Source organism: Arthrobacter sp. ISL-72 (assembly GCF_018613755.1).
Lineage (GTDB): Bacteria > Actinomycetota > Actinomycetes > Actinomycetales > Micrococcaceae > Arthrobacter.
In genome coordinates this window covers 215,016-237,982 of sequence record NZ_JAGGPP010000004.1, presented here as the reverse complement: position 1 = coordinate 237,982, position 22,967 = coordinate 215,016, and the positions used below count along the sequence as shown (strand labels likewise).

Below are 22,967 nucleotides of genomic sequence, written 5' to 3'. Positions count from 1 at the left end.
AAAACGGAGAACACGAGAGTGCCTACGATTAACCAGCTGGTCCGTAAGGGCCGCACGCCTAAGGTCAAAAAGACCAAGGCTCCCGCGCTTAACGGCAGCCCGATGCGCCGCGGTGTCTGCACCCGCGTCTACACCACCACCCCGAAGAAGCCGAACTCGGCTCTGCGTAAGGTTGCACGTGTGCGCCTTAACGGTGGCGTTGAAGTCACTGCCTACATCCCCGGTGTAGGCCACAACCTCCAGGAGCACTCCATTGTGCTCGTCCGTGGCGGTCGTGTGAAGGACCTTCCGGGTGTCCGCTACAAGATCGTCCGTGGCGCCCTCGATACCCAGGGTGTGAAGAACCGTAAGCAGGCCCGCAGCCGCTACGGCGCAAAGATGGAGAAGAAGTAATATGCCTCGCAAGGGTCCGGCCCCCAAGCGGCCGCTAGTACTAGATCCCGTATACGGCTCCCCGCTGGTCACCCAGCTCATCAACAAGGTGCTGGTAGACGGCAAGAAGTCCACCGCTGAGCGCATCGTTTACGGTGCCCTCGAAGGCGCCCGCGCCAAGTCCGGCGGCGACCCCGTTGCAGCCCTCAAGAAGGCCATGGAGAACGTCAAGCCTTCCCTTGAGGTCCGCTCCCGCCGTGTCGGTGGCGCCACCTACCAGGTTCCGGTTGAGGTCAAGCCGGGCCGGTCCACCGCCCTCGCCCTGCGCTGGCTGGTCGGTTACTCCAAGGCCCGCCGCGAAAAGACGATGACCGAGCGCCTCCAGAACGAAATCCTGGATGCCTCCAACGGTCTGGGTGCCGCTGTGAAGCGTCGCGAAGACACCCACAAGATGGCCGAGTCCAACAAGGCCTTCGCACACTACCGCTGGTAATACTTCCCGGACGCCGCCGGCTCAGATGAGCCGGCGGCGAACGTGCAGTCCATCCGAAAGGGAGACACCGTGGCACAGGACGTGCTTACCGACCTTAGTAAGGTCCGCAATATCGGCATCATGGCCCACATTGATGCCGGCAAGACCACCACCACCGAGCGCATTCTGTTCTACACAGGTGTGAACCACAAGATCGGCGAAACGCACGACGGCGCTTCGACCACCGACTGGATGGAACAGGAAAAGGAACGCGGCATCACCATCACGTCTGCCGCCGTGACCTGCTTCTGGGAAAACAACCAGATCAACATCATCGACACCCCCGGCCACGTAGACTTCACGGTTGAGGTTGAGCGCTCCCTGCGCGTCCTCGACGGTGCAGTTGCCGTGTTCGATGGCAAGGAAGGCGTGGAGCCGCAGTCCGAGACTGTTTGGCGCCAGGCTGACAAGTACAACGTTCCGCGTATCTGCTTCGTCAACAAGATGGACAAGCTGGGCGCTGACTTCTACTTCACCGTCGACACCATCATCAGCCGCCTCGGTGCCAAGCCGCTCGTTATGCAGCTGCCGATCGGCGCCGAGAACGACTTCATCGGCGTCGTCGACCTCCTGTACATGCGTGCACTGGTCTGGCCCGGCGATGCCAAGGGTGACGTCACCATGGGGGCCAAGTACGAGGTCCAGGAGATCCCGGCTGACCTCCAGGCGAAGGCTGAAGAGTACCGTGCAACCCTCATTGAGGCCGTTGCCGAGGCCTCCGAAGAACTCATGGAGAAGTACCTTGAGGGCGAAGAGATCTCAATCGACGAGCTCAAGGCCGGCATCCGCAAGATGACGATCAACTCCGAGATCTACCCGGTCTTCTGCGGTTCCGCCTTCAAGAACCGCGGCGTGCAGCCGATGCTGGATGCCGTTGTCGACTACCTGCCGAACCCGCTCGACGTCCCTCCGATGATCGGTCACGATCCCCGCGACGAAGAGAAGGAACTGACGCGCAAGCCGTCTTCCGAAGAGCCGTTCTCGGCCCTGGCGTTCAAGATCGCTGCCCACCCGTTCTTCGGCCAGCTCACCTTCATCCGTGTGTACTCCGGTCACGTCGAAGCAGGTGCCCAGGTGGTCAACTCCACCAAGGGTAAGAAGGAGCGCATCGGCAAGCTGTTCCAGATGCACGCCAACAAGGAAATGCCCGTCGACGGCGCTACCGCCGGCCACATCTACGCAGCGATCGGGCTGAAGGACACCACCACGGGCGACACCCTGTGCGACTCCAGCAACCAGATTGTCCTCGAGTCCATGAGCTTCCCGGAGCCCGTGATCTCGGTTGCCATCGAGCCGAACACCAAGGGTGACCAGGAGAAGCTCTCCACGGCCATCCAGAAGCTCTCCGCTGAGGACCCGACCTTCCAGGTCTCCCTCAACGAAGACACCGGCCAGACGATTATCGCCGGCATGGGCGAGCTCCACCTGGACATCCTGGTGGACCGCATGCGCCGCGAATTCAAGGTTGAGGCAAACGTGGGCAAGCCCCAGGTTGCTTACCGCGAAACCATCAAGCGTGGTGTAGAGCGTCATGACTACACGCACAAGAAGCAGACCGGTGGTTCGGGTCAGTTTGCAAAGATCCAGATCGCCATCGCGCCATTGGACACTTCCGACGGCGAGTTGTACGAGTTCGAGAACAAGGTCACTGGCGGCCGTATCCCGCGCGAATACATTCCGTCTGTTGATGCAGGTATCCAGGATGCACTGAACGACGGCGTCCTGGCCGGCTACCCGGTTGTTGGTATCAAGGCCACGCTGATCGACGGCGCGTACCACGATGTTGACTCCTCGGAAATGGCGTTCAAGATCGCCGGCCGTATGGCTTTCAAGGAAGCCGCACGCAAGGCGAATCCCATCCTGCTCGAACCGCTGATGGATGTCGAGGTCCGCACCCCTGAGGAATACATGGGTGAAGTTATCGGTGACCTCAACTCCCGTCGTGGCCAGATGCAGTCCATGGAGGACGCCCAGGGCGTCAAGGTTATCCGCGCACACGTCCCGCTGTCCGGCATGTTCGGCTACATCGGCGACCTGCGTTCAAAGACGCAGGGCCGCGCTGTGTACTCCATGACGTTCCACAGCTACGCCGAGGTCCCGAAGGCATTTGCCGACGAGATCATCCAGAAGACCCGCGGCGAGTAGTCCACCGGACTTTCAAAGCGACAAACTCGGGTGCGTTTCCGAATTCGGAAACTAGCCCGGTGCAGGTGGCCGGTAGCAGGCCAGCCCGGATGCCGGCCATCTGCACGAACAGGCTCGAGGGACTAGTATTAGTTCCTGAATCTGCAATTTCACCAATCCAAAGCCCCCCAAGTAGACTTACTGGAGTTTCTGCCGCGACAAGCGCGGCCGGAGAGTAAGTCATTTGAAAACGTTCTAGGAGGAACCTGTGGCAAAGGCAAAGTTCGAGCGGACTAAGCCGCACGTTAACATCGGTACCATTGGTCACGTTGACCACGGTAAGACGACGTTGACGGCCGCCATTTCCAAGGTGCTGTACGACAAGTACCCGACTCTCAACGAGAAGCGTGACTTCGCGTCGATTGACTCTGCTCCCGAAGAGCGTCAGCGCGGCATTACCATCAACATCTCCCACGTTGAGTACCAGACCGAGAAGCGCCACTACGCACACGTAGACGCTCCGGGTCACGCTGACTACATCAAGAACATGATCACCGGTGCAGCTCAGATGGACGGTGCAATCCTCGTGGTTGCCGCTACTGACGGCCCGATGGCACAGACCCGTGAGCACGTTCTGCTCGCCCGCCAGGTTGGCGTTCCCTACCTGCTGGTCGCACTGAACAAGGCTGACATGGTCGATGACGAGGAACTCCTCGACCTCGTTGAAATGGAAGTTCGTGAGCTCCTGAGCTCCCAGGGCTTCGACGGTGACGAAGCACCCGTTGTTCGCGTTTCCGGCCTGAAGGCACTGGAAGGCGACCCGGAGTGGGTCAAGTCCGTTGAGGACCTGATGGCTGCTGTCGACGAGTCCGTTCCGGACCCCGTACGTGACCGCGACAAGCCGTTCCTGATGCCGATCGAAGACGTCTTCACGATCACCGGCCGTGGCACCGTTGTTACGGGCCGCGCCGAGCGTGGAACCCTCGCGATCAACTCTGAGGTCGAGATCGTCGGCATCCGCCCGGTCCAGAAGACCACGGTTACCGGTATCGAGATGTTCCACAAGCAGCTCGACGAAGCATGGGCCGGCGAGAACTGTGGTCTCCTGCTCCGCGGTCTGAAGCGCGATGACGTAGAGCGTGGCCAGGTTGTAGTCAAGCCGGGTTCCATCACCCCGCACACCGACTTCGAGGCTAACGTCTACATCCTCTCCAAGGACGAAGGCGGACGTCACAACCCGTTCTACTCCAACTACCGCCCGCAGTTCTACTTCCGTACCACGGACGTAACCGGCGTTATCACCCTGCCGGAAGGCACGGAAATGGTTATGCCTGGCGACAACACTGAGATGACCGTTGCGCTCATCCAGCCCATCGCCATGGAAGAGGGCCTCGGCTTCGCAATCCGCGAAGGCGGCCGCACCGTTGGTTCGGGACGCGTCACCAAGATCAACAAGTAATACTTGCTGAACTGTTTTGATGAAGAATCGGCTGGCCGTCTGACGGCCATCTGATACTGATCAACAGCCCCGCTGCGCATGTCGCAGCGGGGCTGTTTTTTGGCTACTATTTATCCAATCGCTGGATAAGTAGCTTACGGCTCCGATCCGCGGCGATGACACCGAAAGGAAACAAGATGTGGCCTGCCTTCATCACACTTCTGCTCATCATCACCGCGGTGCTGTTGGCAGGCTCCCGGAATTCCATCCGCCAGCTGAAAGCGACAGCCGGCGAAGCCTACCGGGCCGGTTTCAACGCCGGCCATGTCCAGGGATGGCATGACGCGGTGGCCGCGGCCTCGGGGCAACGGACCCCCAACAGTGGTGCCCCCGCCGTGCTGGACACCACCCTTCCCGCGCCAGTGCAGCCGGCCCGGGTCGGGTTCGCCGGAACGGAGTTTTCCGGGACCAGGATTGGACCACCCGCGCCCGTCGTGGCGCCCAGCTACGGATCCCTCCACAAGGAGTCACCGGCCGAACTCCTGGCACGCAAGGAGAGACGCGAACGCCAGAACATCAACGTCACTCTTTATGTGGCCAGTCTTTTGCTGGTGGCAGCGGCCGCACTCTTCGTAGGGACCGCGCTGCCGGCTGTGCTGCGTTTTGCCGGCGTCTGCCTTATCACTGCCCTGTTCTACGGAACCGGATTGGCACTGCACGCCAAGGCGCCGAAGCTCCGGCCCGCCGCCGTTGCATTCGCCGGAACAGGACTGGCACTGGTTCCCGTCGCCGGCCTGGCCATGTATAACTTTGCCGTGCAGGACGGGCCACTCGCCTGGCTCCTGACTTCTGTCTTTGGAACGCTCGCATACGTCGTGGCCGCGGTACGGCTCGAAAGCCGGGTTCTGGTGTACCTGTCCTTCACCTTTATGGTTTCGACGGCGTGGTCCGGCGTCTCCCTGTTGGGTGCTTCCCTTGTCTGGTACTTCGCGGTGGTGATCGGCTTCGCTGTGGCGATGACGCTGGTGACGCTGGCCAAGCCGGGCTGGGTTGCACCGTTGTTCCTGCGTCCCATCATGGTCCTGGATCCGATCGTGGTCCCCGCTGTGGCTGTTGCGGCAACGGTTTTGCCGCTCCGTTTGGACCGCGGCGAGTTCGCGCTGATCCTGGCCCTCTGCGGAGCGTACTTGGGTCTGGCAGCCGCAGCGCCGGGAGCCGGCCACCGCCTCCTGAAGATCTACGGCGCGCGGCTGTCGTTGACAGTGGCTGCCTCGGCTTGGGCGTGGCATCTGACCGGGAATGTCACCTGGGCCCTGTTCACGGCCGGGGTCCTGCTCGCAATTCAGGCCGCTGCCGTGGCCGCAACGGCGGACAGGTTACAGCGCTGGTGTCCCGCCCCGGGCGGACGGCAGCACTGGACGCTGGACTCGTTCGTCTCCTTGGGGGCGCAGCTGATACTGATCTTGGTCATGCTCCTTCCTGCATCCGGAGGCCGGGAAGATCTGCTGCTGACTTCGGTTCTTGCCAGCGTAGCGACGGGCATGATCATTGCTGTGGCGGCCGGTGAAACGGCCGAATGGGCACTTCCGGCAGCACTGGCTACAGGCCTGATTGCCGGCTCAACTCTGGGTCCGTGGCTGGTCTTTAACATCCTGGCGGCGGCTACACTCTTTTGGGCCGTGCGTTTGGCGGACCCCCGTTCCCCCCTGCGTCCGCACTTTATCCTTGCCGGGCGGCTGGCTGGCACGTTGGCGGTACCGGCGCTGACCGCTGCCATCATGGACTCGAGCGACGGAGTGCTTGCCGCGGCCATCTTCGCTTTCTCGCTCGCCCTGGTGCTGCAGCAGCTGGCGTCGGCAGCGGCGGAGCGCATGGGCGCCATGGCCATGGTCCCCGTGCCCACCCTGGCGGGGTTCACTGCCGCCGGGGCGGCGTGCTTGCTGGCCCTGTCCGTCACGGACTCCACGGCCGGTAGCCTGTTGTCGACCATAGCCCTGCCGGCTCAGCTTGTGGCCTCGCTCGCGATTGGCACCCTGCTGCTGCCTAAGTCGGGCCCGGATGATGACCCGGGTACTTCCTGGCGCCCTACGGTCGCCGAGGCTCTGCCGCTGGGAGTCTCGGCCGCAGCTGTCCTGACTGCCTACTCCGGCGTTTCACGGGGTCTGGCCAACGGGCTCCTGCTGCTGGTGGTCCTGTACCTGGGTTCGTCGGCGCTTCGGTCCGCCGCCGTCGCCCGCCGGTGGGCATACTGGTGGATGGCCCGGGCCGCAGCAACATTGCTGCTGGTGATGGCTTACGTGCAGCTCCAGGAGGTCTCCGGTCCGTTGATGTTCGCCGGCGAAGAACTCTCCGTGGCCACCGTCCTGATCGCCGTTCTGGGATTGCAGCTGGTTTTCCCGCTGGTCGCCGCAGTCCGGGATCGCGCCCCGGACGCCGTGGTTTCCGACGTCGCCCTGGTCCTGGCGGTGCAGACCGTCACCCTGGCGCTGTCCATGGTCATCCCGTCCGCGGCGATGGAAGCGGGGCCGGGGGAGTGGCAGCGAACTGTCGTTGTCACGGTGATGGCACTCAGCGCTGCGGCCTGCGGTTACGTTTTCCGGGACTTGTCAGCGGCGGCAGCATTCGCGCCGTCCATGCTCGCAGTCCTGCTGGTCAGCAGCGGCGGCCGCCTGTCCGACGTCGAGCTCCTGCTGGGAATCTTCGCTGTCTATAGTGCCGTCATGGTTGTCGCTGCGGACCCGCCGCTGCTGAAGGGCACGTACTTCGCCGCCGCACGCTTGCTGACCGCGGCGTTGGCAATAGTCCTCAGCTATGACGTCACGACCTCCGTCACGGTGGTATCGCTGACGTTCGCCGGCGTATTGGCCTTCCAGCACGTTGTCCGCTGGGCCATGCGCCACCGGCTGGAGCAAGTGCCCTTCCAGGACGCCGCAGTCTGGGTCACGCTGGGGGCGCAGGCGCTGCTGCCCGCCCTGTACCTCGTTCAAGCCGGAGGCGTGTCCGCCACCCTGCCTGGCGAGGGCGGCCGTGGCGTTGTATTGGTGGAGCTGCTGTTGCTGCTTCTTGGTGCACTCGCAGCCCATCGGCTGTTCGCAGTGGGGGGCGCGATTTATCTGTGTTTGTACGCCGGCGTATTCGGCGTTGTCGCGTCGGGACCGGCCTTACAGTTCGGCGCCGGCACTCTTTTGGCCGAGCCGCTTCTCAGTCGGGACGGCGTCCCCCTGACGCTGCTCGCGGCATCACTTGCCTTCAACGTCTCGGGGATCGTACGACGACGGCGCCCCGACGGCGTGCGTGTGGCCGGCGCGGACGCGTGGTTCTGGCTGGCCGGAGCGGTGGTTCCCTCTTTTGTGGCGGGGCTGACAGCCGGCCAAGCTGCGGACTGGATCACCGGCGCCACACTCCTTGTCCTGGCCGCAACCGGCTTTACCGCATCACATGTCGAACGCTTGCCGATGCTGTATCCGCCAGCGGCAGTACTGGTCCTGGCGGGCAGCACGCTGGTCACGGCCGCCCTGTTCCGCGACGCCGAGGGGGTTTGGGGCGCCTATCTGCCGTGGCTGGCCGGCTGCGGACTCGGCGGGTCGGTCCTCTACTGTGGCAGCTTCGTCCTCAAAACGAATGACGGCATGCGGCAGCGGACACTGGCCGGTGCAGGGGCGCTTGGGCTGGCAGCTGCTGCCATCGCCGGAACGCCGAACGATGCCACTTCCCAGACGGCCGCCGTGCTGGTGGCCATGACCGTCGCCCTGGTTGCGAGGGAGGTGCCCCGCGGCATATGCAGACTGACCCTCGAAGCCGGCGCGTTCCTGGTGACGATTGCGGTGCAGCGGGCGGTGCTTTTCACGGACGGCGAGCTGCACGCCACGTTCTGGGCGCTGCAATGGTACGTCCTGCTGGCCGCGGTTCTGGCCGCGCTGCGATACATCGCAGGCTTCAGGACAGCGGGCCGCACACTTCTCGGCTCCGGGGCCGCACTGCTTGGGCTGAGCGGCCTGGGCATACTGTTCGGCGGATCCGGAAGCCAACAATTGTGGGTCCTGGTCCTTCACGCTGCGCTGTTGCTTGCCGGACTGCTCATCGGAGAGCGGATGTTCGTTTGGTGGGGTGCGGCCGGAGTGGCACTGTGCCTGATGTGGGCCCTTCGGTCCTACACGTTCGCGCTGCTGGCTTTGATAGCAGTCGGGCTCATTGCCTTTGCCCTGTGGAAGCTGGCACGCGCCAAGCCGGCGGCACCGGATGGGGGCGGACCGCTGCCCGAACGGCAGCCGGCCCCGGACGGCCGGCAAGATCATTTGTACTGAAGCCTTGGTAAGGTTGCTGACAACGAAAGGACAGCATCATGGGCTGGATCATTTTCCTCTTGGTTGCCGTGGCCGTCGTCGCCGGCGTCTTTTGGGCCAAGAAGCATTTCCGTCACGAGATCGACCGCGCCAAGCGCATCAACCGAACCAACAAGAACCAGTAGCCACAAGAGCCGGTAACAGAGAGCGGGCGTCAGGCTTTCCGCGCCCTGCTCAACGCCTGGAACGTGCCCTGCTCAACGCCTGGAACCAGTAGAACGATTCCTTGGGGGTGCGTTCCAGCGTCTCGAAGTCCACATGGATCAGCCCGAAGCGCTGCGAATACCCCGCTGCCCACTCGAAGTTGTCCAGCAGCGTCCAGACGTAATACCCCAGGAGTTTGACGTCCTCCGCCACTCCGCCCGGTGACGTCGCGGCCAGCGCGTGGCCCAGGTGGCTTGCCAGATACTCAATTCTCTTCGTGTCGGCAATGGGGCCGGTCACGTGCTCGGGTTCGGGGAAGCTCGCCCCGCTCTCGGTGATGTACACCGGCGGCAGCGCATCGCCGTACCGGTCCTTCATTTCGCGCAGCAGGATGCTGAGGTGTTCGGGGGCCACGGGCCAGCCGAACCCGGTGGTCTCGTACTCCGGATAGCCCACTTCGTGGAACGGCAAGCGGGCAACCACTGCGGAATTGTTCGCCGGTATGCTGACCGTTCCCCGGCCCATGGCCACCTTCACCGGGTAGTAGTAGTTGAGCCCATAGAAGTCCAAAGGCTGGTGGATGGTGCGGAGGTCGGCGTCGGAGATCCGGCCCATGGAACGGAACCACGGCCGCACCACCAGCGGAAGCTTCGGGTAGCGGCCCAGCAGCACGGGGTCAGCGTAGACACGGTTCATCAGAATGTCGAAAATCCGGGCCACCATCCTGTCGCCCGGCTTGCCGGTTGCCGGCCGGACAGGGGAGTGGAGATTGGTGACGCCGATGCCACCGGTGACGCCTTCGCCCCGCAGGGCCTGGACCGCGAGGCCGTGCCCCAGCAGCTGGTGGTGGATTGATGGCAGGGCATTGAACAGCAGATCGTGGCCCGGCGCATGGACGCCCAGGGCGTATCCGTTGAGGGTTACCGAAACCGGCTCGTTCAGGGTGACCCACTGGACAATGCGGTCGCCGTAGCGCTTTCCCGCGGCTGCGCTGTATTCGGCGAAACGGTCGGCCGTGGACCGGTTCATCCAGCCGCCGCCCTGCTCGAGCGGTAGGGGAGTGTCCCAGTGGTATAGGGTCGCCATTGGTGAGATGCCGGCGGCGAGGAGCTGGTCTATCAGCCGGTCATAGAAATCCAGGCCCTGGCTGTTGAACGGGCCGCGGCCGTCCGGCTGGATCCGGGGCCAGGAGATGGAAAACCGGTAGGAGTCCACCCCCAGCTCGCGCATCAGGGCAACATCTTCGCCGGAGCGGTTATAGTGGTCGCAGGCCACTGCGGGGGAGTGCCCATCCAGGATGCTGCCGGGCTTCTCGGCAAAGGCATCCCAGCCGGAGGGGCCGCGTCCGTCGGCCTTCAGTGATCCTTCGATCTGGAACGCGGCAGCGGCTACACCCAGGGTGAATTCCGGGTCCAGTCGCTCGGCCAGGCTCTGCAGCGCCGCAGAGTTCTGCACTGTCATGCCCCTATCATCCATTCGGCAGTTGCTGAGGGCAATGACCCGGTTTGCCCTGATTCGCTTCTGCCCGCAAAATCCGGCATACTAGATGAGTTGTTCAAGCGCTCCTTCGCGTCCCGATCCGGATAATGCCGGGTGTCAGGGTCCAGGTAGGAGACCAAACATAACCCACTCCCCATGGAATTGCGGACGAGTACGCGTGCATTACGCGACACGCCCGACCGCGGGGGTCGGTTGCGCCGGCAGGTTGAGGAACCCGGATTCTTCCGGATTCAGCTTGTGCGGCGGGTGGTAGTTACGACTTCAAATGCTTCGGCAGCCATACAACAGGTAAGTGAACAGGGCAGCCCCAATCAGGGGAAGCACAGACTGAAAGAGAGTCAGGCGACATGGCGGGACAAAAAATCCGCATCCGGCTGAAGTCATACGACCACGAGGTCATTGACGTTTCAGCACGGAAGATCGTTGAGACGGTCACGCGCGCAGGCGCAACGGTAGTTGGCCCCGTGCCGCTTCCGACGGAGAAGAACGTGTACTGCGTTATCCGCTCTCCGCACAAGTACAAGGACAGCCGCGAGCACTTCGAAATGCGCACGCACAAGCGTCTGATCGACATCATCGACCCCACGCCCAAGGCTGTTGACTCGCTCATGCGTCTCGACCTGCCGGCCGACGTGAACATCGAAATCAAGCTGTAGGGAGGTGCTGAGAGACTATGACCGCAACCCGTAACGTAAAGGGCCTGCTGGGCACGAAGCTCGGCATGACCCAGGTCTGGGACGAGAACAACAAGCTCATCCCCGTCACTGTTGTCCAGGCTGACTCAAACGTCATCACCCAGCTGCGCAATGCAGAAGCTGATGGCTACGTCGCCGTTCAGATCGGCTACGGCCAGATCGATCCCCGCAAGGTCACCAAGCCGCTGGCTGGTCACTTTGAGAAGGCAGGCGTCACGCCTCGCCGCCACGTTGTCGAACTCCGTACCGCAGATGCTGCTGAGTACGAGCTGGGCCAGGAGCTCTCTGTTGAGGTCTTCGAAGCCGGCCAGAAGATCGACGTCGTTGGCACCACCAAGGGTAAGGGCTTCGCCGGTGTTATGAAGCGTCACGGCTTCCACGGCGTTGGAGCTTCCCACGGTGCACACAAGAACCACCGTAAGCCCGGTTCAATCGGTGGCGCATCCACCCCGAGCCGCGTCTTCAAGGGCATGAAAATGGCCGGCCGCATGGGCGCCGTTCGTCACACCACGCTGAACCTCACGGTTCACGCAGTTGACGTCGAGAAGTCGCTGCTCCTCATCAAGGGCGCCGTTCCCGGCGCCCGCGGCCAGGTCGTCCTCGTACGCACCGCCGTGAAGGGAGCCTAGTTCAATGGCTAACACTGTCCAGGTTGACCTGCCTGCAGAGATCTTCGACGTACAGACCAACGTGCCGCTGCTGCACCAGGTCGTCGTTGCACAGCTCGCCGCTGCTCGCCAGGGTACCCACAAGACCAAGACCCGCGCTGAAGTTTCCGGTGCAGGCCGCAAGCCGTTCAAGCAGAAGGGCACCGGCCGCGCCCGTCAGGGTTCAATCCGTGCTCCGCACATGACCGGTGGTGGCGTTGTCCACGGCCCGACCCCGCGTGACTACAGCCAGCGGACCCCCAAGAAGATGATTGCTGCTGCACTGCGCGGCGCATTGTCTGACCGCGCCCGTAACGGCCGCATCCACGTTGTTGCTGAACTGGTAGCCGGCACCAAGCCGTCCGCCAAGGAAGCACTGGCAACGCTGCGCGGCGTGTCCGAGCGCAAGAACCTGCTCGTTGTCATCGAGCGCGCCAACGACGTTGCAGCACTGTCCGTGCGCAACCTCGCAGATGTTCACGTTCTGTACGCAGACCAGCTGAACACCTACGACGTGCTCGTCTCTGACGACGTAGTCTTCACCAAGGCTGCCTACGAGGCATTCGTTGCCGCCAAGGCAAAGAACGAGGAGGATGCCAAGTGAGTGCAGCCACCATCAAGGACCCGCGCGACGTTGTGCTTGCACCCGTCGTATCGGAAAAGAGCTACGGCCTGATCGATGAGGGAAAGTACACCTTCCTGGTGGACCCCCGCTCGAACAAGACCGAGATCAAGCTGGCCGTGGAGAAGATCTTCTCCGTCAAGGTCGAATCGATCAACACCATCAACCGTGCCGGTAAGCGCAAGCGCACCAAATTCGGCTGGGGAACCCGCAAGAACACCAAGCGTGCGATTGTGACCCTCAAAGAAGGCACTATCGACATCTTCGGCGGTCCGCTCGCGTAGCGGAGACCACTTTAACGAGGAAATGAATTATGGGAATCCGTAAATACAAGCCGACTACCCCGGGCCGTCGTGGCTCGAGCGTAGCGGACTTCACTGAAATCACGCGGTCGACGCCGGAAAAGTCGTTGGTACGTCCGCTGCCCAAAAAGGGCGGCCGTAACAACACCGGTAAGATCACGACCCGTCACAAGGGTGGTGGACACAAGCGCCAGTACCGTCTGATCGACTTCCGTCGCCACGACAAAGACGGCGTTGACGCCCGCGTTGCCGAAATTGAGTACGATCCGAACCGTACGGCTCGCATCGCCCTCCTGCACTACGTTGATGGCACCAAGCGTTACATCATCGCCCCGAACAAGCTGTCCCAGGGTGACTTCGTAGAGGCCGGTGCCAACGCTGACATCAAGCCTGGCAACAACCTGCCCCTGCGCAACATCCCGGTGGGTACCGTTATCCACGCAGTTGAACTGCGTCCGGGTGGCGGCGCCAAGATGGGCCGCTCCGCCGGCGCATCGATCCAGCTCGTTGCCAAGGAAGGCCGCTTCGCCCAGCTGCGTCTGCCTTCCGGCGAAATCCGCAACGTTGACGTGCGCTGCCGCGCAACGATCGGCGAGGTCGGCAACGCCGAGCAGTCGAACATCAACTGGGGCAAGGCCGGCCGCATGCGCTGGAAGGGCGTTCGCCCGACCGTCCGTGGTGTCGCGATGAACCCGGTTGACCACCCGCACGGTGGTGGTGAGGGTAAGACGTCCGGTGGACGTCACCCCGTGAACCCGAACGGTAAGCGCGAAGGCCGCACCCGCCGTCCCAACAAAGAGAGCGACAAGCTTATTGTTCGTCGCCGTCGTACTGGCAAGAACAAGCGATAGGAGCCTGGACACATGCCACGCAGCCTGAAAAAAGGTCCTTTCGTTGACCAGCACCTCTTTGTGAAGGTAGCCAGGGAAAACGAAAAGGGCACCAAGAACGTCATCAAGACCTGGTCCCGCCGTTCGATGATCGTCCCCGACATGCTCGGCCACACGATCGCCGTGCACGACGGACGCAAGCACATCCCGGTGTTTGTCACCGAGTCGATGGTCGGGCACAAGCTCGGCGAATTCGCTCCCACGCGGACATTCCGCGGCCATGTCAAGGACGACCGTAAGGGCAAGCGCCGCTAGGCGCCTGCACTTACGTCAAAGACGAGAGAAGGAAAGCAATGGAAGCCAAGGCAATTGCGCGTCACATCCGCGTAACGCCTATGAAGGCCCGGCGCGTCGTCAACCTTGTTCGTGGTAAGCAAGCGAACGAGGCTCTGGCAATTCTGAAGTTTGCCCCCCAGGCAGCTTCGGAGCCGGTATTCAAGGTAGTTCAGTCGGCAATCTCCAACGCCCGGGTCCTCGCGGACCGCGACGGCCTGGCGTTTGACGAAGGTGACCTCATCATCAGCGAAGCGTTTGTTGATGAAGGCCCGACCATGAAGCGGTTCCAGCCGCGTGCCCAGGGTCGTGCATTTCAGATCAAGAAGCGCACGAGCCACATCACCGTGGTAGTCGCTACCCCGGAGAAAGAGGAGGCTCGCTAAGTGGGACAGAAAGTAAACCCGCACGGGTTCCGACTCGGCATCACCACCGATCACGTATCGCACTGGTTTGCTGACAGCACCAAGTCCGGCCAGCGGTACAAGGACTTCGTTCGCGAAGACATCCGTATCCGCCAGCTCATGTCCACGGGCATGGAGCGCGCCGGCATCGCCAAGGTTGAGATCGAGCGCACCCGCGACCGTGTCCGCGTGGACATCCACACGGCACGTCCGGGCATCGTCATCGGCCGCCGCGGTGCAGAAGCAGACCGCATCCGCGGCGAGCTCGAAAAGCTCACCGGCAAGCAGGTCCAGCTGAACATCCTCGAGGTCAAGAACCCCGAGATGGAAGCCCAGCTTGTTGCCCAGGGCGTTGCAGAGCAGCTGACTTCCCGCGTGGCATTCCGCCGTGCAATGAAGAAGGCCATGCAGTCCGCACAGCGCGCCGGTGCCAAGGGTATCCGTATCGCTTGCTCGGGCCGTCTTGGTGGCGCTGAAATGTCCCGCTCGGAGTTCTACCGCGAAGGCCGTGTGCCCCTGCACACCCTCCGCGCGAACATCGACTACGGCTTCTACGAAGCCAAGACCACCTTCGGCCGCATCGGCGTGAAGGTCTGGATCTACAAGGGCGACGTCACGTCCAAGGAACTGGCCCAGCAGGCAGCTGCTGCTCCGTCCCGCGGACGTTCCGGCGACCGCCCGGGCCGCCCGGGTGGCGCTGACCGCGGTGACCGCCGTCGTCGTACCGACCGCCCGGCCGCCGAGGCAGCACCTGCTGCAGAGGCTCCGGCAGCTGAGGCAGCACCTGCTGCTGCAGAAGGAGGACAGGCTTAAATGCTTATCCCACGTCGAGTAAAGCACCGTAAGCAGCACCACCCGGGTCGTTCCGGCGCTGCTACGGGCGGCACCCAGGTCTCCTTCGGTGAATGGGGTATCCAGGCTCTGAGCCCGGCATACGTCACCAACCGTCAGATCGAATCTGCCCGTATCGCGATGACCCGCCACATCAAGCGTGGCGGCAAGGTCTGGATCAACATCTACCCGGACCGTCCGCTGACGAAGAAGCCTGCCGAAACCCGCATGGGTTCCGGTAAGGGTTCTCCGGAATGGTGGGTCTCAAACGTCAAGCCGGGCCGGGTTCTCTTTGAACTCTCCGGTGTCAATGAAGAGGTAGCTCGCGAGGCCCTGCGCCTGGCAATCCACAAGCTCCCGTTGAAGGCACGCATTGTGCGTCGCGAAGGTGGTGAATAGAAATGGCAGTAGGGTCGAAGGATCTCGCACCCGCACAGCTGGACGGTTTCGACAACGAGCGTCTCGTTGAAGAACTCCGCAAGTCCAAGGAAGAGCTGTTCAACCTGCGTTTCCAGTCCGCCACCGGTCAGCTGGAGAACCACGGTCGCCTGCGTGCGGTAAAGAAGGACATCGCACGCATCTACACCGTTCTCCGTGAGCGCGAGCTGGGCATTCGTGTCGAGGTTGCCGCACCGGTTGTGGAAGCCAAGGAAGAGAAGAAATCCAAGAAGGCTGCAACCAAGAAGGCTGAAAAGGCTGAAACGGTTGAGACCGAGGAGGATGCCAAGTGAGTGAAAAGGACGAGAACGTGACGGAAACTGTTTCCGACGCAGCCAAGGCTGACGAGCGCGGTTACCGTAAGACGAAGCGCGGCTACGTCGTCTCGGACAAGATGGAAAAGACCATCGTTGTCCAGGTCGAAGACCGCGTGAAGCACGCCCTTTACGGCAAGGTCATCCGCCGCAACACGAAGATCAAGGCTCACGACGAAGAGAACACCGCCGGCATCGGCGACCTCGTTCTCCTCGCCGAGACCCGCCCGCTGTCCGCTACCAAGCGGTGGCGCCTGGTGGAGATCCTCGAGAAGGCCAAGTAACACCGGCAGCTGCGCTGCCAAGTTGTTTGTGCGAGAAACCCCCGTTCCCCTTGTGGGAGCGGGGGTTTCTCCGTCTAGGCGGACCGGGCACGGCTGTGATATGGGGATTGGCCCAAAACGTGCTAAGATTTTGAGTTTGTATGGCGCCTTTCGTGCGCCGTCATCAACCTCGTAAACAATCGTGCCACGGCATAGTGCCCCCTTGCGCCCCGATCCGTCGGAATCGCCTGGGAAGCAAATGCTGGTGGCACGGGAGTTTAGGCCTGGTCTGGCAAAATCCAGGCAGGTCAAGAGACACCCCGATCAACCGTTCCGCAAGGCTCATTCCGTAGGAAGATTTTCGGTCTGAGAACCAGCGCGACGCAAGGAGTAAATAGTGATTCAGCAGGAGTCGCGACTCAAGGTCGCCGACAACACGGGTGCTAAGGAAATCCTTACCATTCGCGTTCTCGGTGGATCTGGCCGTCGCTACGCAGGCATTGGCGACGTCATCGTCGCTACCGTCAAGGACGCAATTCCGGGCGGCAACGTAAAGAAGGGCGACGTCGTCAAGGCTGTCATCGTCCGTACCAAGAAGGAACGCCGCCGTGCGGATGGTTCCTACATCAAGTTTGACGAGAACGCAGCTGTGATCCTGAAGAACGACGGTGACCCCCGCGGTACCCGTATCTTCGGACCGGTTGGTCGTGAACTGCGTGACAAGAAGTTCATGAAGATCGTTTCTCTGGCTCCGGAGGTGCTCTAGTCCATGGCTAAGATCAAAAAGGGTGACCTCGTTCAGGTCATCACTGGCGCCAAGGCTGAGCGCGGCGGCGACCGTGGCAAGCAGGGCAAGGTTCTGCGCGTATTCCCGGAGACCAACCGCGTGTTGGTCGAAGGCATCAACCGCGTAACCAAGCACACCAAGGTCGGTCAGTCGCAGCGCGGCACCAAGACCGGTGGCATCGAGGTCGTCGAGGCTTCAATCCACATCTCCAACGTGGCTCTGGTTGACCCCTCCACCAAGAAGCCCACCCGTGTCGGTTTCCGCACCGAGACCGTTGAGCGCAATGGCGTGAAGCGCGAAGTGCGCGTACGCGTGGCCAAGAGCTCCGGGAAGGACATCTAATGACTGAGACTCTCGAGACTCCGGCAACGAAGATCGTTCCTCGTCTGAAGACCAAGTACGCCGATTCCATCAAGAGCACGCTCATCGAGGAATTCAAGTACGAAAACGTCAACCAGGTTCCCCGTCTGGTCAAGGTCGTTGTGAACATGGGTGTTGGAGATGCCGCTAAGGACTCCAAGCTGATCGACGGCGCCGTCCGCGACCTCACCCTGATCACCGGTCAGAAGCCGCAGGTAACCAAGGCCCGCAAGTCGATCGCACAGTTCAAGCTGCGCGAAGGCATGCCCATCGGTGCACATGCAACTCTGCGTGGGGACCGCATGTGGGAATTCCTGGACCGTCTGGTCACGCTGGCACTGCCGCGTATCCGTGACTTCCGGGGCCTCAGTGGCAAGCAGTTCGATGGCAACGGCAACTACACCTTCGGTCTGACCGAGCAGGTTATGTTCCACGAGATCGACCAGGATTCCATCGACCGCGTTCGCGGTATGGACATCACGGTTGTGACCACCGCCAAGACCGACGACGAAGGCCGCGCGCTGCTCAAGGCGCTTGGTTTCCCGTTCAAGACCGAAGCTTAATCTAGCTACATAGAAGGTCCGGCCTTGCCGCTTCCCTCAGGGGATGGCAAGGCGGAAACCGTTATGAGGAAGGGCAAGAGCCCAACATGACCATGACAGATCCCGTCGCAGACATGCTTACGCGTCTGCGCAACGCAAACTCGGCATACCACGACACCGTGTCTATGCCGTACAGCAAGCTCAAGGCACGCGTTGCCGACATCCTGAAGGCCGAAGGTTACATCGCCTCCTGGAAAGAAGAAGACGCTGAGGTTGGCAAGAAGCTGACCCTCGAGCTCAAGTTCGGTCCGAACCGCGAGCGTTCCATCGCTGGCGTTCGTCGTATTTCCAAGCCGGGACTGCGCGTATACGCGAAGTCCACCAACCTGCCGCACGTGCTCGGTGGCCTGGGTGTCGCAATCCTGTCCACCTCTTCCGGCCTCCTGACTGACAAGCAGGCCGGCAAGAAGGGCGTGGGCGGCGAAGTCCTCGCTTACGTCTGGTAACGGGAAAGGAAGAGAATAATGTCACGTATTGGACGTCTCCCCATCACCGTTCCTGCCGGCGTTGAGGTCAAGGTTGACGGCTCTGTCGTCAGCGTCAAGGGTTCCAAAGGCGAGCTGAACCACACTGTGGCCAGCCCGATCGAGGTCACCCTGGAAGAAGGCACCCTGACTGTCGCCCGCCCGAACGACGAGCGCGCCTCACGTTCGCTGCACGGCCTGACCCGCACCCTGATCGCCAACATGATCCAGGGTGTCACCGCAGGCTACGAGAAGAAGCTTGAGATTGTCGGTACCGGTTACCGCGTCCAGGCCAAGGGTTCTGACCTGGAGTTCGCTCTGGGCTACAGCCACCCGGTTAACGTCTCGGCACCGAACGGCATCACCTTTGCAGTGGAGTCCCCGACCAAGCTCTCTGTTTCAGGTATCTCCAAGCAGCAGGTCGGCGAGGTTGCTGCCAACATTCGCAAGCTGCGGAAGCCGGACCCCTATAAGGGCAAGGGCATCCGCTACGCCGGCGAAGTCATCCGCCGCAAGGTCGGAAAGGCTGGTAAGTAACCATGGCCATCGCAATTAACAAGAAGCGTACGAACAAGAGCAAGTCTGCTTCGCGCAGCCGCCGCCAGCTTCGTATCCGCAAGCGCATCTCCGGAACGGCTGTTCGCCCCCGCCTGGTGGTCAACCGCTCCGCACGCCACGTATTCGTCCAGGTTGTCGATGACACCAAGGGCCTGACCGTAGCGAGCGCCTCCACACTGGAAGCCGACCTTCGTGCATTCGACGGTGACAAGACCGCCAAGGCCAAGCGCGTTGGCGAACTGGTCGCCGAGCGTGCCAAGGCTGCCGGTATCGAAGCTGTTGTCTTCGACCGCGGTGGTAACAAGTACCACGGCCGGATCGCCGCCGTCGCTGACGGCGCACGTGAAGGTGGGCTTGCACTGTGACCGAAAATAACGAAAAGGACATTCAGGTGACTGAAGCTGTAGCTGCTCCGGCAACTGAGACCGCTGCGCCTGCTACCACTGACGACCGCCGCGGCGCTCGTCGTGGCGAGCGTGGCGACCGCGGCCAGGGCCGTGGCGACCGTGGTGGCCGTGGTGGCCGCGACGGTGGCCGCGAAGCCGAAAAGAGCCAGTTCGTAGAGCGCGTTGTAACCATCAACCGCGTTTCCAAGGTCGTCAAGGGTGGTCGTCGCTTCAGCTTCACCGCCCTCGTCGTTGTCGGTGACGGCAACGGTATGGTCGGCGTTGGCTACGGCAAGGCTAAGGAAGTTCCTGCCGCAATCGCGAAGGGCGTTGAAGAGGCCAAGAAGTCCTTCTTCCGTGTTCCGCGCGTTGGCAACACCATCCCGCACCGTGTTCAGGGTGAGGCCGCTGCAGGCGTCGTAATGCTGCGTCCGGCTTCCGCCGGTACCGGTGTTATCGCCGGTGGTCCGGTCCGTGCAGTACTGGAGTGCGTGGGCATCCACGACATCCTCTCCAAGTCGCTCGGTTCCTCCAACGCCATCAACATCGTTCACGCGACCGTTGATGCCCTGAAGCGCCTCGAAGAGCCGGCAGCAGTGGCAGCACGCCGCGGCCTGCCGCTTGACGAGATCGCTCCGCCGGCCCTGGTGAAGGCTCTCATGAACCAGAAGGCAGGTGTCTGAGTCATGGCTAAGAACCTGATTCCCTCCGACGGTCAGTTGGAGATCACTCAGATCAAGTCCGCCATTGGCGGCAAGCAGAACCAGCGCGACACGCTGCGGTCCCTCGGCCTGAAGCGGATCGGACACACCGTTGTCCGCACCGCCGACGCCGTGACCGTGGGTATGCTCAACACGGTTCCGCACCTGGTAAAGGTAGAGGAGGCGAAGTAAATGGCAGAGAAGAACACCGCCGAGAAGGCACAGGACGCCGCTGCTGAGAAGCAGAGCGCACTGAAGGTTCACCACCTGCGTCCCGCCCCGGGTGCCAAGACCGCCAAGACCCGTGTTGGTCGTGGTGAAGGTTCCAAGGGTAAGACCGCTGGTCGCGGTACCAAGGGTACAAAGGCCCGCTACCAGATCAAGGCTGGCTTTGCCGGCGGCCAGCTGCCGCTGCACATGCGCCTGCCGAAGCTGCGCGGCTTCAAGAACCCGTTCCGGGTTGAGTTCCAGGTTGTTAACCTGGACAAGCTCAACGAGCTGTTCCCGGAAGGTGGCACTGTCACCGTGGAGCACCTGGTCGAAAAGGGTGCCGTTCGCAAGAACCAGCCCGTCAAGGTGCTGGGCACCGGCGACATCACCGTCAAGGTTGACGTCACCGCCCACGCATTCTCGGCCAGCGCCGCAGAAAAGATCGCGGCAGCAGGCGGCAGCACCACCGCCCTCTAACAGGGGACGGCGGGGCAGACGCCCGTTGTGAGAACTCCCGGTACCCGGGGCCCAGGCCCCGCGTACCGGGAGTTTTTTTCACATCCACCGGACGATTTTTTCCTGCCGCCCGCCGCAGAAGGACCCGCACCGATTGTTCGCCGGGCGCATGGACCCGCTAGACTCGGTTGTTGGGTTTATTGACCTATCTCACATGACTTTATAAACCAATCAGGAGGACGCTTGCTTAGCGCATTTGGCCGGGCCTTTCGCACGCCTGATCTGCGACGCAAGTTGTTGTTCACGCTGGGAATCATCACAATCTTCCGCTTGGGTGCCTTCATCCCCTCGCCTGGTGTGAACTACCAGAATGTCCAGCAATGCTTGCAGTCGGGTCAGACCTCGGGCGGCATCTACCAGCTCGTCAATCTGTTCAGTGGCGGCGCATTGCTGCAGGTATCCATCTTCGCCCTGGGCATCATGCCGTACATTACGGCGAGCATCATCGTGCAGCTGCTCCGGGTGGTCATTCCCCGGTTCCAGCAGCTCTACGAAGAGGGCGCCTCGGGGCAGTCCAAACTGACCCAGTACACGCGCTACCTGACCATCGCACTGGGCCTGCTGAACGCCACGACCCTGGTTTCCCTGGCCCGTTCCGGCCAGCTGCTCCCGAACTGCCAGCTGGACATCATCCCGGATGCGAGCGTTATTACGACCATCCTCATCGTCATCACCCTGACTGCCGGCACCGGCCTGATCATGTGGATGGGCGAGCTGGTCACGGAGAAGGGCGTGGGCAACGGCATGTCGCTGCTCATCTTCACCTCCATCGCCGCCAGCTTCCCCACCTCGCTCGGAGCCATCTGGACTTCGCAGGGCCCCGGAACCTTCTTCATGGTGCTGGCCATCGGGCTGCTCACCGTGGCACTCGTGGTGTTCGTGGAACAGTCCCAGCGCCGCATCCCCGTGCAGTATGCCAAGCGCATGATCGGCCGGCGGACCGTGGGCGGGACCAGCACGTACATCCCCATCAAGGTGAACATGGCCGGCGTCGTGCCCGTCATCTTCGCTTCCTCGATGCTGTACCTGCCGGGCCTGATCTCGCAGTTCAACCAGCCGAAGCAGGGCGAACAGATGCAGCCGTGGGTTGAGTGGATCAACAACAACCTCACCCGCGGTGACCACCCCATCTACATGGCACTCTATTTCGCCATGATTGTTTTCTTCACCTACTTCTATGTCGCAATCACTTTCAATCCTGAAGAGGTTTCCGACAACATGAAGAAGTACGGCGGCTTCATCCCGGGCATCCGGGCCGGTAAGCCGACGGCGGACTATCTGCAGTACGTCCTTTCCAGGATCACCCTGCCCGGCGCCCTCTACCTGGGCTTCGTGGCACTGATCCCGCTGGTCGCCCTGGTCCTGATCAATGCCAACCAGAACTTCCCGTTCGGCGGCACTTCGATCCTGATCATGGTGGGCGTGGGCCTGGAAACGGTCAAGCAGATTGACGCACAGCTACAACAACGTCACTACGAAGGGCTTTTGCGATGACGAGAATGTTGATTATCGGACCTCCGGGTTCCGGCAAGGGAACGCAGGCGGATCGGATTTCCGACCGCCTGGGCGTCGTTGCGATTTCGACCGGCGATATCTTCCGCGCCAACGTCAAGGGTGAGACGCCGCTGGGCGTCGAGGCCAAGAAGTACATGGATGCCGGCGATTTCGTGCCGGACAGCGTCACCAACAAGATGGTGCGCGACCGCCTCAGCGAGGACGACGTCGAAAACGGCTTCCTCCTGGACGGCTACCCGCGCACCACCGCGCAGGTGGACTACCTCGATGAGATCCTCGCCACCGGTGAGCAGAAGCTGGACGTCGTCCTGCAGCTGACCGCCGATGATGAGGAACTGGTGCACCGCCTCCTGGGCCGTGCCAAGGAAACCGGCCGCAGCGACGACAATGAAGCCGTCATCCGCCACCGGCTGGACCTCTACCACGAGCAGACCGAAGCCGTCGTGGCCAAGTATGCCGAGCGCGGCATCCTGACCCAGGTTGACGGCATCGGCGGCATCGACGAGGTCACCGACCGCGTCATGCAGGCGATCAAGGCAGCACAGGCGGCCTGATCCAGGACTTGCCGGAGGTTCCGGACTGACAGCAGTCCGCGGCCTGCCTCCAGTGCCGTGAAGGGCGCGTCCCGTACCATCGAGTACGGGACGCGCCCTTCCTGTTTTGGAGCGTCGGTCGCCGTAAGCGCCCAGGACCGGAACAGGGCTCCGGCCGCTTTGTCTTTGGGGAGACCGCTTTG

General features: G+C 62.2%; 29 protein-coding genes. 28 read left to right on the top strand and 1 reads right to left on the bottom strand.

What is annotated here, in order from left to right:
* Window positions 1–18: 18 nt before the first annotated feature.
* From rpsL to J7I92_RS24185, 6 genes are all read left to right on the top strand, one after another.
* Entirely contained in the window at window positions 19–393 is a 375-nt protein-coding gene (rpsL, locus tag J7I92_RS04080) for a 30S ribosomal protein S12 (protein ID WP_011692814.1), read from the top strand.
* Window position 394: 1 nt separating this feature from the next.
* A complete protein-coding gene (gene rpsG / locus J7I92_RS04075; RefSeq protein WP_011692813.1) occupies window positions 395–865 on the top strand; it encodes a 30S ribosomal protein S7 in 471 nt (156 codons plus the stop codon).
* Window positions 866–934: 69 nt separating this feature from the next.
* Window positions 935–3,049, top strand: coding sequence for an elongation factor G (gene fusA, locus J7I92_RS04070; RefSeq protein ID WP_214837629.1), 2,115 nt, complete (start codon window positions 935–937; stop codon window positions 3,047–3,049).
* A 247-nt stretch (window positions 3,050–3,296) separates the two neighbouring features.
* Complete coding sequence (gene tuf / locus J7I92_RS04065) at window positions 3,297–4,487, top strand: elongation factor Tu (RefSeq protein WP_102973690.1); 1,191 nt, start codon at window positions 3,297–3,299, stop codon at window positions 4,485–4,487.
* A 176-nt stretch (window positions 4,488–4,663) separates the two neighbouring features.
* The gene (locus J7I92_RS04060; protein ID WP_214837627.1) at window positions 4,664–8,770 is read left to right on the top strand and encodes a hypothetical protein; all 4,107 of its coding nucleotides are present in this window, start codon (window positions 4,664–4,666) and stop codon (window positions 8,768–8,770) included.
* 38 nt (window positions 8,771–8,808) lie between these two features.
* Complete coding sequence (locus J7I92_RS24185; protein WP_285290057.1) at window positions 8,809–8,934, top strand: hypothetical protein; 126 nt, start codon at window positions 8,809–8,811, stop codon at window positions 8,932–8,934.
* A gap of 49 nt (window positions 8,935–8,983) precedes the next feature.
* On the opposite strand, the gene J7I92_RS04055 is transcribed toward J7I92_RS24185, so the two are convergent.
* Window positions 8,984–10,414 (bottom strand): GH1 family beta-glucosidase, encoded by a 1,431-nt coding sequence (locus J7I92_RS04055; protein WP_214837624.1) that lies wholly within the window; start codon window positions 10,412–10,414, stop codon window positions 8,984–8,986.
* 386 nt (window positions 10,415–10,800) lie between these two features.
* Between J7I92_RS04055 and rpsJ the strand changes: the two genes are divergently transcribed.
* The 22 genes from rpsJ (at window position 10,801) to J7I92_RS03945 (ending at window position 22,785) form a co-directional block, all read left to right on the top strand.
* Window positions 10,801–11,109 carry a 30S ribosomal protein S10 gene (gene rpsJ, locus J7I92_RS04050; RefSeq protein ID WP_003803825.1) on the top strand — a complete coding sequence of 103 codons (309 nt, stop codon included), beginning with the start codon at window positions 10,801–10,803 and terminating at the stop codon, window positions 11,107–11,109.
* Between the two features lie 17 nt (window positions 11,110–11,126).
* Entirely contained in the window at window positions 11,127–11,777 is a 651-nt protein-coding gene (gene rplC, locus J7I92_RS04045; protein WP_214837622.1) for a 50S ribosomal protein L3, read from the top strand.
* A 4-nt stretch (window positions 11,778–11,781) separates the two neighbouring features.
* The gene (rplD, locus tag J7I92_RS04040; RefSeq protein ID WP_214837619.1) at window positions 11,782–12,399 is read left to right on the top strand and encodes a 50S ribosomal protein L4; all 618 of its coding nucleotides are present in this window, start codon (window positions 11,782–11,784) and stop codon (window positions 12,397–12,399) included.
* Complete coding sequence (gene rplW / locus J7I92_RS04035; protein ID WP_011692807.1) at window positions 12,396–12,701, top strand: 50S ribosomal protein L23; 306 nt, start codon at window positions 12,396–12,398, stop codon at window positions 12,699–12,701. Before rplD ends, rplW begins: the two co-directional genes overlap by 4 nt.
* 29 nt (window positions 12,702–12,730) lie before the next feature.
* Window positions 12,731–13,570: a 50S ribosomal protein L2 gene (gene rplB, locus J7I92_RS04030; protein WP_104172031.1), complete on the top strand. Its 840-nt coding sequence runs from the start codon at window positions 12,731–12,733 to the stop codon at window positions 13,568–13,570.
* Between the two features lie 12 nt (window positions 13,571–13,582).
* On the top strand, window positions 13,583–13,864 hold the full coding sequence (rpsS, locus tag J7I92_RS04025) for a 30S ribosomal protein S19 (RefSeq protein ID WP_018773666.1): 282 nt from the start codon (window positions 13,583–13,585) through the stop codon (window positions 13,862–13,864).
* Between the two features lie 38 nt (window positions 13,865–13,902).
* Window positions 13,903–14,268, top strand: coding sequence for a 50S ribosomal protein L22 (rplV, locus tag J7I92_RS04020; RefSeq protein WP_214837616.1), 366 nt, complete (start codon window positions 13,903–13,905; stop codon window positions 14,266–14,268).
* Complete coding sequence (gene rpsC / locus J7I92_RS04015; RefSeq protein WP_214837613.1) at window positions 14,269–15,099, top strand: 30S ribosomal protein S3; 831 nt, start codon at window positions 14,269–14,271, stop codon at window positions 15,097–15,099.
* A complete protein-coding gene (gene rplP, locus J7I92_RS04010) occupies window positions 15,100–15,516 on the top strand; it encodes a 50S ribosomal protein L16 (RefSeq protein WP_090950930.1) in 417 nt (138 codons plus the stop codon).
* A 2-nt stretch (window positions 15,517–15,518) separates the two neighbouring features.
* Window positions 15,519–15,848 (top strand): 50S ribosomal protein L29, encoded by a 330-nt coding sequence (gene rpmC, locus J7I92_RS24180; protein ID WP_214837610.1) that lies wholly within the window; start codon window positions 15,519–15,521, stop codon window positions 15,846–15,848.
* Window positions 15,845–16,153, top strand: coding sequence for a 30S ribosomal protein S17 (gene rpsQ / locus J7I92_RS04000; RefSeq protein WP_104172035.1), 309 nt, complete (start codon window positions 15,845–15,847; stop codon window positions 16,151–16,153). The genes rpmC and rpsQ overlap by 4 nt, the downstream gene beginning before the upstream one ends.
* A gap of 376 nt (window positions 16,154–16,529) precedes the next feature.
* Window positions 16,530–16,898 (top strand): 50S ribosomal protein L14, encoded by a 369-nt coding sequence (gene rplN, locus J7I92_RS03995; RefSeq protein WP_003803789.1) that lies wholly within the window; start codon window positions 16,530–16,532, stop codon window positions 16,896–16,898.
* 3 nt (window positions 16,899–16,901) lie between these two features.
* The gene (rplX, locus tag J7I92_RS03990; RefSeq protein WP_056626626.1) at window positions 16,902–17,261 is read left to right on the top strand and encodes a 50S ribosomal protein L24; all 360 of its coding nucleotides are present in this window, start codon (window positions 16,902–16,904) and stop codon (window positions 17,259–17,261) included.
* A complete protein-coding gene (rplE, locus tag J7I92_RS03985) occupies window positions 17,261–17,842 on the top strand; it encodes a 50S ribosomal protein L5 (protein WP_214837608.1) in 582 nt (193 codons plus the stop codon). Before rplX ends, rplE begins: the two co-directional genes overlap by 1 nt.
* Window positions 17,843–17,928: 86 nt before the next feature.
* Entirely contained in the window at window positions 17,929–18,327 is a 399-nt protein-coding gene (rpsH, locus tag J7I92_RS03980; RefSeq protein ID WP_137323512.1) for a 30S ribosomal protein S8, read from the top strand.
* An 18-nt stretch (window positions 18,328–18,345) separates the two neighbouring features.
* Window positions 18,346–18,882 (top strand): 50S ribosomal protein L6, encoded by a 537-nt coding sequence (rplF, locus tag J7I92_RS03975; RefSeq protein WP_214837605.1) that lies wholly within the window; start codon window positions 18,346–18,348, stop codon window positions 18,880–18,882.
* 2 nt (window positions 18,883–18,884) lie between these two features.
* Entirely contained in the window at window positions 18,885–19,268 is a 384-nt protein-coding gene (gene rplR / locus J7I92_RS03970) for a 50S ribosomal protein L18 (RefSeq protein WP_214837602.1), read from the top strand.
* A gap of 26 nt (window positions 19,269–19,294) precedes the next feature.
* Entirely contained in the window at window positions 19,295–19,972 is a 678-nt protein-coding gene (gene rpsE, locus J7I92_RS03965; protein WP_214837600.1) for a 30S ribosomal protein S5, read from the top strand.
* 3 nt (window positions 19,973–19,975) lie between these two features.
* Complete coding sequence (rpmD, locus tag J7I92_RS03960) at window positions 19,976–20,182, top strand: 50S ribosomal protein L30 (protein WP_214837598.1); 207 nt, start codon at window positions 19,976–19,978, stop codon at window positions 20,180–20,182.
* Window positions 20,183–20,677: a 50S ribosomal protein L15 gene (gene rplO / locus J7I92_RS03955; RefSeq protein WP_214837596.1), complete on the top strand. Its 495-nt coding sequence runs from the start codon at window positions 20,183–20,185 to the stop codon at window positions 20,675–20,677. It abuts the gene before it with no gap.
* Between the two features lie 222 nt (window positions 20,678–20,899).
* Entirely contained in the window at window positions 20,900–22,210 is a 1,311-nt protein-coding gene (secY, locus tag J7I92_RS03950; protein WP_214837594.1) for a preprotein translocase subunit SecY, read from the top strand.
* Window positions 22,211–22,215: 5 nt separating this feature from the next.
* Window positions 22,216–22,785, top strand: a complete 570-nt coding sequence (locus J7I92_RS03945; protein WP_214838187.1) for an adenylate kinase — start codon at window positions 22,216–22,218, stop codon at window positions 22,783–22,785.
* Window positions 22,786–22,967: the final 182 nt, after the last annotated feature.